The organism is Allorhizobium sp. Av2 (assembly GCF_021462805.2).
GTDB classification, from domain to species: Bacteria; Pseudomonadota; Alphaproteobacteria; order Rhizobiales; family Rhizobiaceae; genus Allorhizobium; species Allorhizobium vitis_G.
Genome location: NZ_CP192697.1, coordinates 690,718 through 704,966 on the forward strand (window position 1 = coordinate 690,718; position 14,249 = coordinate 704,966).

A 14,249-nucleotide genomic window follows, 5' to 3' on the forward strand; every position below is an offset into this window, starting at 1 on the left:
GCATCTTAGTGCCAAGCTTGGCAATTTCGAGACAATGAGATGTCCCATCCTTCCAGAAAGTTGGATGCCAGATCGTCAAATCAAGTGGGACAAACGCAATTCGGGCTTTTTTCGGCGAAAATGATAGATTGAGTGAATCAGCAGCAAACGGGAACAGGCTCTTGGACGATAAAACGGTCGACGCGGAAAAACCAATCCACAGGCGTGGCTATGGGGTCTCGACAGTCTATGAGACCTTGCGCAACGAGATCATTGAGCTGACGCTGGCGCCCGGCAGTCCTGTCGATGAGCAGCAATTGTCCGACCGCTTTTGCCTGTCGCGCACGCCGATCCGCGAAGCCTTGGTGCGGCTTGCCGCCGAAGGCCTGATCACCACGCTGACCAACCGCGCCACAATCGTCTCTTCCATCGACTTTCTGGGCCTTTCGGAATTTTTCGATGCACTGACCTTGATGTACCGGGTAACGACACGGCTTGCCGCGCTCAATCACACGCCTGATCATATCGAACAGATCCGCCGGTTTCAGGAGGTTTTCGCGCAGGCCGTGGAAAGGCGCGATGTGCTGGCGATGATCGCCAGCAATCGGGATTTCCACGTTGCCATCGCGAAGGCGGGCAAGAACCGTTACTACGAGGATCTGTTCACGCGATTGCTGGATGAGGGGCGCCGGATTCTCCGGCTCTACTATTCATCCTTCAACGATGTGCTGCCACGGCAATATGTCACCGAGCATGAAGATATGATCCAGGCAATCATCGAGCGCGATGCCGAGCGCTCCGATGCACTGGCCACCGCCCATGCGGACCAGATCGTGCGGCAGATCCGCTCCTATATCACCGCCGATGGCCGCCAGACCGCAAATCTCAAGCTTTGATCCGAAGCCGATATCAAGACGAGAAGGGTTTTTACGGGCTCGTACTTTGTATTTTATTTGTCGACAGGACGTCATGAAAATGGTAGTTCGCTTCCATTGGCTATGGACCGCGCCCTTTGCCTGCGGTCAATCTGGGAGAGTTCAATGACCCAACTGGTTTTCAAGGGATGCATTCCCGCTTTGATGACGCCTTGCAAGGCGGACCGAACCCCCGATTTCGACGGGCTGGTTCGCAAGGGCAAAGAGCTTGTCGGTCTCGGCATGTCGGGCGTGGTCTATTGCGGATCGATGGGGGACTGGCCGCTGCTGAGCGATGACGAGCGCCAGGAAGGCGTGCGCCGGCTGGTTGACGCCGGTGTGCCGACCGTGGTTGGAACCGGCGCGATCAACACCCGCTCAGCCGTCAGCCACGCCGCCCATGCGGCGAAAGTCGGGGCAAGTGGCTTGATGGTGATCCCTCGGGTCCTATCGCGCGGGTCTTCGATTGCGGCCCAGCGCGACCATTTCTCCGCTGTTCTGGAGGCGGGCAAGGATTTGCCCTCGGTGATCTATAACAGCCCCTATTACGGCTTTGCGACGCGCGCCGACCTGTTCTTCCAGCTGCGCGCCCGCTTTTCCAACCTGATCGGGTTCAAGGAATTCGGTGGCAAGGGTGACATGACCTATGCGGCCGAAAACATCACCTCCGGCGATGACGGACTGATCCTGATGGTCGGCGTCGATACCGGCGTCTATCACGGCTTCGTCAATTGCGGCGCGGCTGGCGCGATCACCGGGATCGGCAATGCTTTGCCAAGAGAGGTTCTGCACCTGTTGGCTCTCTGCAAAGAGGCGGCCACGGGCGACCCGCGGGCCCGCCGCGAAGCCAAGGAGTTAGAAGAGGCGCTGATGGTGCTTTCGACCTATGACGAAGGCCCGGACCTGATGCTGCACTATAAATATCTCATGGTCCTGAATGGCGAGACCGAATATACGCTGCATTTCAACGAGACCGACGCATTGAGTTCTTCGCAGCGCGCCCATCTGGAAAATCAGTATACGCTGTTCAAGTCCTGGTACGAAGCCCGCTACCCGAGCCAGCGGTGATCGTTGTTTTAGAGTTTGAAGCCGCACCCTATCTGTAGAGCTTCAGCGTCAGAATTTCAAAGGGCTGGAAGGCAAGATCCAGCCCTTTTTCGTTGATGTCTACCGCCACCGGATTTTCCTCGAGCAGATCGACAAGGGCGGCATGGATGATCTTGCCGTCGAGTTTAATCCGCGCGTGTCGCTGGCATCCTGTGGTTTCCCAGAGGCGGACGATATAACCATCACCTGCCTCTGCCTGCTTCACCGCCTCCAGCGTAATGCCATCTGTTTCTATCGACAGCAGGGGCGGGGCTTGATCTCCTGATACGACATTAGCCTGTCCGGTCGCGACGATCTGCAAGGGCATGTTGAAATCCTCGGCGGCCTCATGCACCACGGCCTTGTCGCCATTATGCAGCAGCAAGGCGTAGCGCAGGCGATGCTCGCCCTGATCGGCGTCCGGCCAGGGATAGGTCGGTGAGCGCAGCAGGGTCAGGCGAATATCGCTGCCCTTTGCGTCATAGCCATATTTGCAATCGTTGAGGAAAGCGATGCCGAAATCCGGTTCGCTGACATCGATCCAGCGCTGCATGGAGCATTCGAACCGGGCGCGGTCCCAAGAGGTGTTGCGGTGCGTGGCGCGGCGGACATGACCGAACTGGATTTCCGCATCAATTGACGCGGTATTGAGCGCCATCGGGAAGCCGGTTTTGACCAGCGTATTGTGCTCATGCCAGTCGATGACTGTATCGAAGTCCAGCTTCCTGCTGTCGGCTTCCAGCGAAACGACCTGAACGATCCGCGAGGCCTCATAGCGCCATTCAAACCGGATTGCAGCGCGCAATGGCCCGGTTTCAACGATCTCGGCGCTCACCAGATCATCGATCTCGAAACTCTGGTCTTCGAAATCCGCATCGATATCCCAGGCATCATATTCCGCAGGCATGTCGCGGAAGGCCTGGAGGCGATTGGCTGTGTGGCCGGGCTTGAAGACATGGCGGTCTCTCGCCTTGTCATGCAGCGACAGGATGCGACCTTTGGGGTCGAACACCACATCCAGAAAGCGGTTGGCGAGCCGAAATGGTTCTACCTCAACAGCACCGGGCGGTGTTAGGCCGCACGGCAGGGCGGCGGACAAGGACAGCGGCGGAACGTTTTCCAGCCGGACGGCGTGGGTTTTCGATCCATCCGCCAGAACCAGGCTCTGACCGGAGGCATGAGGTTGATGGGTCAGGGCCAGACCAGCGCGACGGCGACCGGTCACATTCAACACGACATCGCCGCCATGGGTTGGCAACAGCGCCATGAGTTCGGCACGCAGGGTTTCAGCCTCAGTAAATAGCCTGGCGTAATCGCGGTCACTGTCTTCATAGACGGCGCCGATCGACGATCCCGGCAGGATATCGTGGAACTGGTTGAGCATGACGATGTCCCACAGGTCGCGCAATTGCCGGGTGGGATAGGCATGACCTGCCTGCCGCTCCGCCATCACCGCCAGCGTCTCCAATTCCCGAAGCGCGATTTCGGCTTTGCGGTTAAAGCGCTTGTTCTTGGCGACGGAGGTCAGCGTGCCACGATGGAATTCCAGGTAAAGCTCGCCGACCCAGGTCGGATAGCTGTCTGGATTGGCCTGCATGTCAGCAATCAGGCGCTCGAAAAAAGGCCGCATCTGTCCGTGTTCAACCTTCGGGCAGCCGGGTATGCCGCGCTCCATCCGGCGGATGTTCTGGAGCATTTCGCGGGTTGGGCCACCGCCGCCATCGCCATGGCCATAGACCAGAAACAGTTCCTTGCCGAGCCGTTGTTGGCCGTGGCGTTTCCAGGTTCCCATCACATGGGTCGGCTTCAGGTTGGGGCAGTAGGTGGTGTTGATCAGCTTGGAATCATAGGGCTGGGTGGTCAGGAAGTAGGCGACCACCTTGCTGCCGTCGATGCCCTGCCAGAACAGCTTGTCGTCCGGCATTCGGTTGGTGTCGTTCCACGACAGTTTATGGGTGACGAAACTGTCGAGGCCGGATTTGCGCATCAATTGCGGTAGGGCTGCCGAATAGCCGAACGTATCGGGCAACCAGACCATGCGCGGCTCGACGCCGAAGGTTTTGCGATGATAGGCGACGCCATAGAGGATATGGCGCACCAGCGCCTCGCCACCGGCAATATTGACATCCGGCTCCAGCCAGAGCGCGCCTTCAATTTCAAACCGCCCGGTCGTCACATGGGCGCGGATGCGCTCGAACAGTTGCGGATAGTCGTCAGCCAGATAATCCAGCAGCACGCATTGATTATACATGAAGCGGTAGTCGGGAAACTCCTCCATCAGGGCAAGCGCGGTCGCCATGGATCGCGCCATCTTCTGCCGCGTTTCCCGCACCCGCCAGAGCCAGGCGACATCGATATGGGTATGGCCGGTTGCCACTACGACAGGCTTTTCCTCGAAATCAACGGCATTGTAGATGGCCGCCGTGATGGCCCGTGCCTCGGCAAGCGAGGCCTTGAACCTGCTCTCATTACTCTTTCGAAAATCCACGGCGTTGATGGCATCGTCCAGCGTGCGCAGAATGAAATGACGACGCGGATCGTCTTCCGCCAGCAGGCGGGCCACGTCCAGTGGCACACGCATGTCGTAATAGGCCCCTTCAATCTCCAGATCATGGCGATGCAGGCTGACGGCAAAGCCGAGTTGCCGCCGATCCTCGATTGTCCCCGCTTCAATCAGGATGTCGAAACTCTGACCGGCATGGGCAGACGGTGACAGCAGGAATTCGCGGTGGTTGGCATCGCCGCCCTGGGTGATCGTTCCATCGATCCGCACCAGGCATTGCGGATCGCTGCGACCCATGACATTGCCAAACGCCGCCTCGATGCGCCCGACGATCCGCTGCCCATCCACGCCCTGGGGCAGGGTGGCCTTGCCGCCGAACCAGTAATAGCCATCCGGTTCGCCCCAGATATGGTCAGGCGTCACCGCCACCCAATGCTCGCGGCTTTCGTTCAGCACGCTTGCACGCTCATCGTAGCCTGCCGCCCGAAACCGCAGTGGCACCGAAACACCGATTGGCTGGAAGATAAGGTCGGCCAGTCGGGCGAGCAGGCTATCGAGCTTTCGTATGGTTTTCATGGCGACGTCTGTATCCGATGTTGTTCTGCTGGCCTGAGGCGTGCGGTGCCTTTGTCCTATCGATTTTAAACCGTTTGCTCCAGAAGGCCGATCCCTTCATCCTCACCCCAGACATCGGCAACAGTGACGGGCTTGCCGCTGCGGCTGCTTTCCAGTGCGGCAATCCCGCACAAAACCGACATGGCCCCGGCTCTTGCCCCGGCGCGCTGGCGCAATTCGTCGTTCATGCCGGGTTTCAGTAGCATATTGCGCAGCCGGTCATCGCCGCCGTAATGGCCGCCGGAGGAATGTGGCACCCAGATGCGCTCGACCTCGCCGAAATTGCGCATCAGCACGATTTCATCGGCTGGCGGCTCGGTCCAGGGCTGTTTTTCATACTGGCGAAGCTCGATACGCCCCTTGTGGCCGTTGAAGGCAATATGGTGGCCCTCAATCGGCATATAGGTATTGAGGGAATAGGAGACATGGACACCGTTCTTGTAGCGGATATTGGTGACCATGGTGTCGGGAATGTCGATATCCTCCCGGTAGACGCAGGCATCGCGCACATAGCCATCCTCCTTGGAGGGCGCTTCGTAAAGCGCTTCCAGCAGGGGCTCTTTGCGCATATCGAAATAATGATCGCATTGCTGCGCATGGGGACAGGTGCGACAGCGCTCGCCGCGAAACGGCCCGTTGCGTCCGTAATGCTTCAGATCGGCAAAGGCGGACACCAGATCCGGGTCCGAATCGAGATACCAGTTCAGGAGATCGAAATGGTGGGTGGCCTTGTGGACGAACAGGCTGCCGGAATTTTCGGTATAGGCATGCCAGCGGCGGAAATAGTCGGCGCCGTGGCTGGTGTTGAGATACCAATGGAAATCGACAGAGGTAACATCGCCGATGACGCCTGAATTCAGCAATTCCTTGATGCGTGCCGCGGTTGGCGCAAAACGATAGTTGAAGGAGACATCCAGCCGTCGCCCGGTGCGCTTTTCGGCATGCAGGATGCGCTTGATCTTGGCGGCGGTTGTGGTCATCGGCTTTTCGCTGATCACGTCAGCGCCAGCTTCCATGGCCTTGACGATCAACTCGTCATGGGTGCTGTCACGGGTACAGACAATCACCAGATCCGGCTTTTCGGTGGCCAGCATCTGGTCGAAATCCAGGTAGATTGGCACCGAGGAGCCGATATGGGCTTGAGACTGTTCGGCGCGTAGTCCGTTCAGGTCGCAGATTGCCACCAACTCGACCTGATCGCCCCAGCGCTCGACAATATCGCGCCCCCACATAGTCGTTCCCCGGTGACCTGCGCCGACCAGGGCAAAGCGTCTCTTGCGTATGACTTGCATGCCATCCTCCTTGGCTACAGCCTTGGTGTCCTGCAGGCGCTATCACGCCGTCTCCGGCGGACAGGGCGCCCACAAACCTCCCCCATGGACTGCGTGGTTGTTCAAGACTCAATCATGGTGTCAGGGCCGGTTTTTTGCACGAGAGTGCCAAGGAGTCCGGCGCGCAAAACTCCCTCCAAGGGCTCGCGCGCTTCTGGCTGCCTCCACTCTTTTGGTGATGATGCAAAATCATTTCCTTCGGCCCGACTTAACTGCTATGCTAGCATATCATTTGCCGTTGTCATGCTGAGATTGTTTGTCTGCATGAAATTTTCACGGCTTGACAGGCGGTGGAAACATCGACAATTTGTATAAGAAATGCCGTGTTTCTGGATAAATCGGCAGCTTGGATAGTGTATATAAGTAGAGGGCATGAAAATTTTTTCATTTCCTTGCGTTGACTGTTCTGTAACCTCGGGAGGGAGGTTCTGGTCATAACGCAAGCGATTTGAATTCATCTGGATACTGGGGAGGAGACCAGAATGATGACAAAATTCAGCAGACGAACCGTGCTTGCTGGCATGGGTCTGACGATGCCGCTGATCTGCATGGGTGCAGTTGGCGCAAGAGCGGCCACGAACCTGCGGTTTTTGTGGTGGGGCTCCAAGGAGCGCAACGACCGAACGTTCAAGGTCATCGAGGCCTATAAGGCCAAGAACAGCGGCACAGCCATCGCTGGCGAGTCTTTCGGCTGGGACAATTACTGGACACGTCTGGCCACCCAGACGGCAGGCGGCAATGCGCCCGACCTGATCCAGATGGATTATCGCTATATTTTCGAATATGCGCGGCGTGGTACGCTGCTTGATCTGACGCCCTATATGGGAAAAACGCTGAAAATCGACGATTTCGGCGCCTCCAATATCGATGCCGGCAAGGTCGGCGGCAAGCTCTATGGCGTCAATCTCGGCGTTAATTCCGTCACCGCACTCGTCAATAAGGCGGCGTGGCAGGAAACCGGCGTTGACGCGCTGCATGAGGGCATGACCTGGGAGGAATTCGGTGAGGCCTGCGCCAAGGTTTCCGCCGCCAAGAAACGTCGTGGCTTTTATGGAACGCAGGACGGCAGCGTCGGCGAAAGCAATCTGGAATGCTGGCTGCGTCAGCGCGGCAAGGCGCTGTATACGGCGGATGGCGCCATCGGTTTCGACCAGGCCGATATAACCGAATGGTTCAAATTCTGGGCCTGGATGCGTAAGATCAAGGCCTGCGTGCCCGCCGATATCCAGGCGCTTGACCAGCTCAATGTCGAAAACAATATGGTGACATTGAACAAGGCGGCTGTTGGCTTCGTCAATTCAAATCAGTTCATCGCCTTCCAGGCCGTCAACAAGGACCCGTTGACGCTGATGAGCTATCCCGAAACCAAGGGTGGCAAGCCTGGGCATTATCTGAAGCCGTCAATGCTGATTTCGGTTTCCGCCGCGTCCGCCAACAAGGACGCCGCTGTCAATTTCGTCAATTTCCTGGTCGAGGACAAGGATGCGGCATTGGCTCTGGGGATCGAGCGAGGCATTCCGGCATCGACGACCATGCGCGAGGCGCTGGAACCGACGCTGAACGACCAGTCCAAGGAAATTCTTGACTATATCGCCCGGCTGACGCCGAATGTCGGTCCGCTGCCGCCGCCACCGCCAAATGGCGCGGGTGAAAACCAGATGCTGATCAAGAAGATCGGCGAAGAAGTCGGCTTTGGGCGACTTTCGCCGGAAGACGGCGCGGCGAAATTCGTCGATCAGGCGGCTGCCAATCTAAAACGGGGTTGAAACCGTGAACACCACTCGCGATGGAATGGCCGGCACCTCTGGTGCCGCGCCAGTGATGCAGCCTATCTCGACACCGTCGCCGTTCAGGGCCAGTCTGGCGCGCAACGCGCCGGGCTATCTATTTCTCCTGCCCTGGTTCATCGGCTTTTTCGTACTCACGCTCGGCCCGGCACTGTTTTCCTTCTGGCTGTCGCTGACCGACTACAATCTGCTGCAATCGCCTAATGTCGTCGGCCTGGACAATTACATCCGCATCGCCACGGCTGACGAAAAATTCATGTCCTCCATGCGGGTGACGCTGGTTTATGTGGTGCTGTCGGTGCCGCTTAAACTGACCTTCGCCCTGCTGGTTGCGCTGCTGCTCAACAAGGGTATTCGTGGCCTGCCGCTCTACCGGGCGGTTTTCTACCTGCCATCGCTTCTGGGATCCAGCGTTGCGATTGCTGTGGTCTGGCGGCAATTGTTCGATGGTGACGGGGCGATCAACGTGCTGCTTTGGAATACCTTCGGCATCGAAGGGCCAAGTTGGATCTCCAATCCCGATTACTCCCTCTATACGCTGGTCATCCTGGCTGTCTGGCAATTCGGCTCGCCGATGATCATCTTCCTGGCTGGCCTTCGGCAGATCCCGGTCGACATGTATGAGGCGGCCAGCCTGGATGGGGCTTCCAAAGTGCGGATGTTCTTCAAGATCACCCTGCCTTTGCTGACGCCGGTGATCTTCTTCAATGCCGTGGTCCAGACCATCGATGCCTTCAAGGCCTTTACGCCAGCCTATGTGATCTCGTCAGGCACCGGCGGCCCGATCGATTCGACGCTGTTTTATACGCTCTATCTCTACCAGGAGGCCTTTGGCTATTTCCGGATGGGCTATGCGGCAGCGCTTGCCTGGATCCTGGTGATCATCATCGCGCTGTTCACGGCCTTTTCCTTCCTGTCCTCGCGCTATTGGGTGCATTACGATGACTGATGCAGCACTTGCTTCCTCCCCGGACATCCATGCGCAGGAAAAACGGCGCTGGCCGGTCTCCCTTATCCTGCATATCGTTCTGGCGGCAGCCTCGCTGGTCATGCTCTATCCGCTGCTGTGGATGCTGTCCGGCTCGATCAAGGACCAGAGCGAGATCTTCGGCCAGGCCTCGCTGATCCCTTCGAAAGTGGATTTCAGTGCCTATATGCGAGGCTGGTTCAGCACCCAGGTCAGTTTCGGCACTTATTTCTGGAACTCGTTGGTCATTGCCGTGCTGACGGTGGTGGGCAATCTGTTTTCCTGCTCGCTGGCGGCTTACGCCTTTGCCCGCCTGGAGTTTCGGGGGCGCAATATCTGGTTCGCGCTGATGCTGGGGACGCTGATGCTGCCCTATCACGTCACACTCATCCCCCAATATATCCTGTTTCTCGAACTGGGATGGGTGAAGACCATTCTGCCGCTCGTCGTGCCGAAGTTTCTGGCGGTCGATGCGTTTTTCATCTTCCTGATGGTGCAGTTCTTCCGCGGCATTCCGCGCGAACTGGACGAGGCGGCGATGATGGACGGGTGCAGCCCCTGGCGGATCTATTGGCGGATCATGATGCCGCTCTCCCTGCCGGTGCTGGCGACGGCAGCGATCTTCTCCTTCATCTGGAGCTGGGATGATTTCTTCGGTCCGCTGATCTATCTGAGCGATATCAATACCTACACGGTACAACTCGGCCTGCGGTCCTTCGTTGACTCGACTGGCAGTTCCGACTGGAGCGGGCTGTTTGCCATGTCCAGCCTGTCGCTGGTGCCGATTTTCCTGATTTTCCTGTTTTGCCAACGCCTGCTGATTGACGGTATCGCCACTGCCGGTCTGAAGCGTTGAGATGATTTTCTAATAGGAGCTTGCGACGATGAGTGCCTTGCGTTTTGCCGTTATCGGCATCAATCACGATCATATTTTCGGCCAGATCGCTTTCATGCTGGACGCCGGAGCTGAGTTTTCGACGTTTTTTGCTGAAGAAGATGAATTGGCCCAGGCTTTTGCCGCACGCTACCCACAGGCGCGCCGCGTTGCTGACCGCAGACAGATCCTTGAAGATCCATCGATTGTCCTGATCCTGTCGGCAGCCATTCCCGCCAACCGCGCCGAGATCGCTATTGCCGCCATGCGTCATGGTAAGGATGTGATGCTGGACAAGCCGGGCATGACGACGTTTGAGCAATTGGAAGCGGTGCGAAAGGTCCAGGCGGAAACGAAGCGGATCGTTTCCATCCTCTATTCCGAACATTTCGAGACGGCCTGCACAGTGGAGGCAGGCAATCTGGTCAAGGCCGGAATGATCGGCGAGGTGATCCACACGACCGGCCTTGGTCCGCATCGGCTGCGCAAGCCACACCGGCCCAATTGGTTTTTCGACCGGGCGCACTATGGCGGCGTGCTGATCGACATCGCCTCGCACCAATGTGAACAATTCCTGTTTTTCACCGGCGCCAAGGATGCGCAAATCCTGTCGGCCAGCACCGCCAACCGCGCCAATCCCGACACGCCCGGCCTTGAGGATTACGGCGATATTCACCTGACCACCGGCAAGGCCACCGGCTATATCAGGGTAGATTGGTTCACCCCCGATGGCTTGCCGACCTGGGGTGATGGACGGCTGTTCATTGTTGGCACGGAAGGCACGATCGAGCTTCGGAAATACCTCGATATCGAGGGCCGCCCCGGTGCCGACCATCTGTTCCTGACCGACAAAACCGGCACGCGCTATATCGATTGCAGCAAAACCGAGCGGCCCTATGGTCGGCAATTGCTGGCCGATATCCGCGACAGGACTGAGACCGCCATGGGGCAGGAGCATTGCTTCAAGGCCATGGAACTGGCGCTGAAAGCCCAGGCTTTCGCGGATGCGGCAAAGCAGAAGGGCGCTGGCAATGTCTAAGATCTTTAACGTTGCCGTCATTGGCCTTGGCATCGGCGCCCGTCATATCCGCGAGGGCTATATGCCGAACGCGGATCTGTTCAAGGTCGCAACGATCTGCGATCTCGATCCTGCCCGTCTGGCGCAGTTTGGCGAGGAATTTTCCGTTGATGGCCGGACCGACGATTTCGACGCCGTGCTCAACGATCCGTCCATCGACATAGTCGATATCTGCACGCCGCCGTCCACCCATTACGACCTGATCTTTAAGGCGTTGGATGCGGGCAAGCATGTGATCTGCGAAAAGCCGCTTGTCGGCTCGCTTGCGGAAATCGACCGGTTGATGATCCATGAGAAGACCGCCAAAGGCCGGTTGATGCCGATTTTCCAGTACCGTTACGGCGACGGCGTCCACAAGGCGCGCCGGATCATCGAGGCCGGTCTGGCGGGTAAAGCCTATATTGCTACGTCAGAAACCCACTGGACACGGCTGTCGGACTATTATGCCGTGCCGTGGCGGGGCAAATGGGCGACGGAACTGGGTGGTGTGCTGATGACCCATGCCATTCATATCAACGATATGTTGAGCTATCTTCTGGGTCCGGTGGCCTCGCTCTATGCCCGCGTCGCCACCCGCGTCAATCCGATTGAAGTGGAGGATTGCGTCAGCCTCAGCCTGGAAATGAAAAGCGGCGCCCTGGCAACCGTGTCGGCCACGCTGGGTTCGGCGGAGGAAACCTCACGGCTGAAGCTGTGCTTTGAACACGTGACCTTCGAGAGCAGCCATGCGCCTTACCATCCCGGTGGCGATCCCTGGCGGATCATTCCCGCCAATCCTGATGTCGGGCAGAAGATTGACGCGCTGCTTGAGGGTTGGGTGCCGATGGCCCAGCTGTTTTCCGGCCAGATGCAGGCTTTCCATGCCTGCCTGGTCTATGACACGCCGACGCCGGTCACCACGGAAGATGCTCGCCGTTCGCTGGAATTCCTCACCGCCTGCTATTGGAGCGCCAAACATAAGCAGGAGGTGCATTTCCCTGTTGGCAGTGACAATGCCTATTACGACAGCTGGAGGCAGAACTGATGGCGACAAGCGTCACCCTGCAAAAGGTCTTCAAACGATATGGCGCGCTTGAAGTGATCCATGGTGTGGATCTCGAGATCACGCCGGGAGAATTCGTGGTGTTTGTTGGCCCGTCTGGCTGCGGAAAATCCACGCTGTTGCGGATGATCGCTGGGCTTGAGCCGATTTCCGGCGGCACTCTGCTGCTGGATGGGCAAAGGATGAACGAAGTGCCGGCGGCCAAGCGCGGCATTGCCATGGTCTTTCAGTCTTATGCGCTCTATCCACACATGACGGTCTATAAAAACCTGGCCTTCGGTCTGGAAACATCGGGCATGAAAAAGAAGGATATCGAGCCGCGCGTCCAGCGGGCCGCCGATATCTTGCAGATCCAGCCGTTGCTGGGGCGCAAGCCCAAGGCTTTGTCCGGTGGCCAGCGCCAGCGCGTCGCCATCGGGCGCGCCATCGTCCGCGAGCCAAATATCTTTCTGTTCGATGAACCCTTATCCAACCTCGATGCCGAATTGCGGGTGCAGATGCGTGTCGAGATCGCCAAGCTCCATCAGAGCCTGGGCAATACTATGATCTATGTGACCCACGATCAGGTTGAAGCCATGACCATGGCCGATACGATTGTGGTGCTGAAAGGCGGTTATATTGAACAGGTTGGCGCGCCGCTTGATCTCTACAACAATCCGAAAAACAAATTCGTCGCGGGCTTCATCGGCTCGCCCCGAATGAATTTCATCGATACCCGCCTGGTGGAAGCCGGAGACCGAACCGCCGTCGAGTTGAATGGCAAGCCGGTCGATCTCGCTCGGACAAGCCCCGGCGCGCAGGTCGGGCAAAAGGTTAGCGTCGGGGTCCGGCCCGAACATCTCAGCCTGCGTCCGGCCGAAATTACCCTTGGCGAGGCGCATGTCGATCTGGTTGAGCATCTGGGCGGGCAGACCATCCTTTATCTGTCCATGCAGGACGGTCAGTCGATTGCCATGGTGATGGAAGACCAGCAGGCGATCCGCAAGGGCGAGAAGGTGACGATCCATATCGACTCGAAACGCTGCTATCTGTTTGACGATGCCGGAAACCGGGTAAATGGCGGTGTGAACCGATAGGCAGGGCAGCAGTGCAAAGGCTTTGCGTCTTGGTTGGCGAGCGTGGCTATGTTATTGGGCGGCTTTTAAAGGATAAAGAGACGCCCGATGCTTCCCTGGATACAGCTTGACAGTGCAGCCATTCCCGATGGCGGCGGCGATCTGCGCCTGAAGCAGCGCGGCCAGGAATTCTCGATCATGCTTGGTGCCAACGAGCTGATGAACAGCCGGTTGAGCGGCTCGGAAGAGGCGCTGGCAACGCTTGCCTGTGAAAAGATAGGGGCCTGCGAGAAGATCGGGGGCTGCGAGAAGCCCAGCCTATTGATCGGCGGACTTGGTATGGGGTTTACCCTGCGTGCCGCCCTCAGTGTGTTGCAAGCCGATGCCCGTGTTACCGTTGCCGAATTGGTTCCGGCTGTGGTTGCCTGGGCGCGTGGGCCGATGGCGGAAGTTCATAAGGGCAGTCTCGATGATCCGCGTGTCGATATTCATATCGGCGATGTCGGCGCGCTGATTCGCTCAAAGCATGCGGACTATGACGCCATTCTGCTCGATGTCGATAATGGTCCGGACGGATTGACCCGGGCCTCCAATGACAGTCTCTACAATGCCGCCGGACTGCGTGCCGCAAAAGCTGCCTTGCGGCCAAAAGGCGTGCTGGCCGTCTGGTCTTCTGCCCCGGATGCCGCCTTTACCCGCAGGTTGCGGGAGGCAGGATTTGTTACCGAAGAAGTCCAGGTGCGCGCCAACGGCAAACGCGGCGGGGCGCGCCATCTGTTGTGGATGGCGGTCAACGGGTGAGTTCATCAGAGGGCTGAGACGGCGCTGTAGCTCCTTATATTTGTTGCATAATTTTCTCTTTAAACCGATTCCGGTTTAAAGAATTATGCAATAGATGCCAATTGATAGAGATCATTGGCACTTTCAATCAATCGAGCGAAAAATCTTGAATTGAAGCGAAGAAACAAAAAAAGCCTGCCGCGGGAGGATGTGCGGCAGGCTTTTTAAAAAAGTGAAC

Annotated in this window: 11 protein-coding genes; 9 read left to right on the forward strand and 2 right to left on the reverse strand. The window is 57.8% G+C overall.

What is annotated here, in order from left to right; genetic code table 11:
* The first annotated feature begins 161 nt into the window (after positions 1–161).
* Together FS819_RS20970 and FS819_RS20975 are read left to right on the forward strand one after the other, a co-directional pair.
* Complete coding sequence (locus FS819_RS20970; protein ID WP_156547495.1) at positions 162–875, forward strand: GntR family transcriptional regulator; 714 nt, start codon at positions 162–164, stop codon at positions 873–875.
* A gap of 144 nt (positions 876–1,019) precedes the next feature.
* The gene (locus FS819_RS20975) at positions 1,020–1,961 is read left to right on the forward strand and encodes a dihydrodipicolinate synthase family protein (RefSeq protein ID WP_156547496.1); all 942 of its coding nucleotides are present in this window, start codon (positions 1,020–1,022) and stop codon (positions 1,959–1,961) included.
* Positions 1,962–1,989: 28 nt separating this feature from the next.
* On the opposite strand, the gene FS819_RS20980 is transcribed toward FS819_RS20975, so the two are convergent.
* Both FS819_RS20980 and FS819_RS20985 read right to left on the reverse strand, forming a co-directional pair.
* The gene (locus tag FS819_RS20980) at positions 1,990–5,058 is read right to left on the reverse strand and encodes an alpha-mannosidase (protein WP_156547497.1); all 3,069 of its coding nucleotides are present in this window, start codon (positions 5,056–5,058) and stop codon (positions 1,990–1,992) included.
* A gap of 65 nt (positions 5,059–5,123) precedes the next feature.
* A complete protein-coding gene (locus FS819_RS20985) occupies positions 5,124–6,389 on the reverse strand; it encodes a Gfo/Idh/MocA family protein (protein WP_156547498.1) in 1,266 nt (421 codons plus the stop codon).
* Positions 6,390–6,910: 521 nt separating this feature from the next.
* Between FS819_RS20985 and FS819_RS20990 the strand changes: the two genes are divergently transcribed.
* From FS819_RS20990 to FS819_RS21020, 7 genes are all read left to right on the forward strand, one after another.
* Entirely contained in the window at positions 6,911–8,194 is a 1,284-nt protein-coding gene (locus FS819_RS20990; protein ID WP_156547499.1) for an ABC transporter substrate-binding protein, read from the forward strand.
* Positions 8,195–8,249: 55 nt separating this feature from the next.
* Entirely contained in the window at positions 8,250–9,164 is a 915-nt protein-coding gene (locus FS819_RS20995) for a carbohydrate ABC transporter permease (protein ID WP_049777399.1), read from the forward strand.
* Positions 9,157–10,038: a carbohydrate ABC transporter permease gene (locus tag FS819_RS21000; RefSeq protein WP_012653921.1), complete on the forward strand. Its 882-nt coding sequence runs from the start codon at positions 9,157–9,159 to the stop codon at positions 10,036–10,038. Before FS819_RS20995 ends, FS819_RS21000 begins: the two co-directional genes overlap by 8 nt.
* 28 nt (positions 10,039–10,066) lie before the next feature.
* Positions 10,067–11,095 (forward strand): Gfo/Idh/MocA family protein, encoded by a 1,029-nt coding sequence (locus FS819_RS21005; protein WP_156547500.1) that lies wholly within the window; start codon positions 10,067–10,069, stop codon positions 11,093–11,095.
* Positions 11,088–12,158, forward strand: a complete 1,071-nt coding sequence (locus tag FS819_RS21010; RefSeq protein ID WP_156547501.1) for a Gfo/Idh/MocA family protein — start codon at positions 11,088–11,090, stop codon at positions 12,156–12,158. Before FS819_RS21005 ends, FS819_RS21010 begins: the two co-directional genes overlap by 8 nt.
* Positions 12,158–13,252: an ABC transporter ATP-binding protein gene (locus FS819_RS21015; protein WP_156547502.1), complete on the forward strand. Its 1,095-nt coding sequence runs from the start codon at positions 12,158–12,160 to the stop codon at positions 13,250–13,252. The genes FS819_RS21010 and FS819_RS21015 overlap by 1 nt, the downstream gene beginning before the upstream one ends.
* Before the next feature lie 87 nt (positions 13,253–13,339).
* On the forward strand, positions 13,340–14,032 hold the full coding sequence (locus tag FS819_RS21020; protein WP_156629717.1) for a spermine/spermidine synthase domain-containing protein: 693 nt from the start codon (positions 13,340–13,342) through the stop codon (positions 14,030–14,032).
* Positions 14,033–14,249 lie beyond the last annotated feature (217 nt).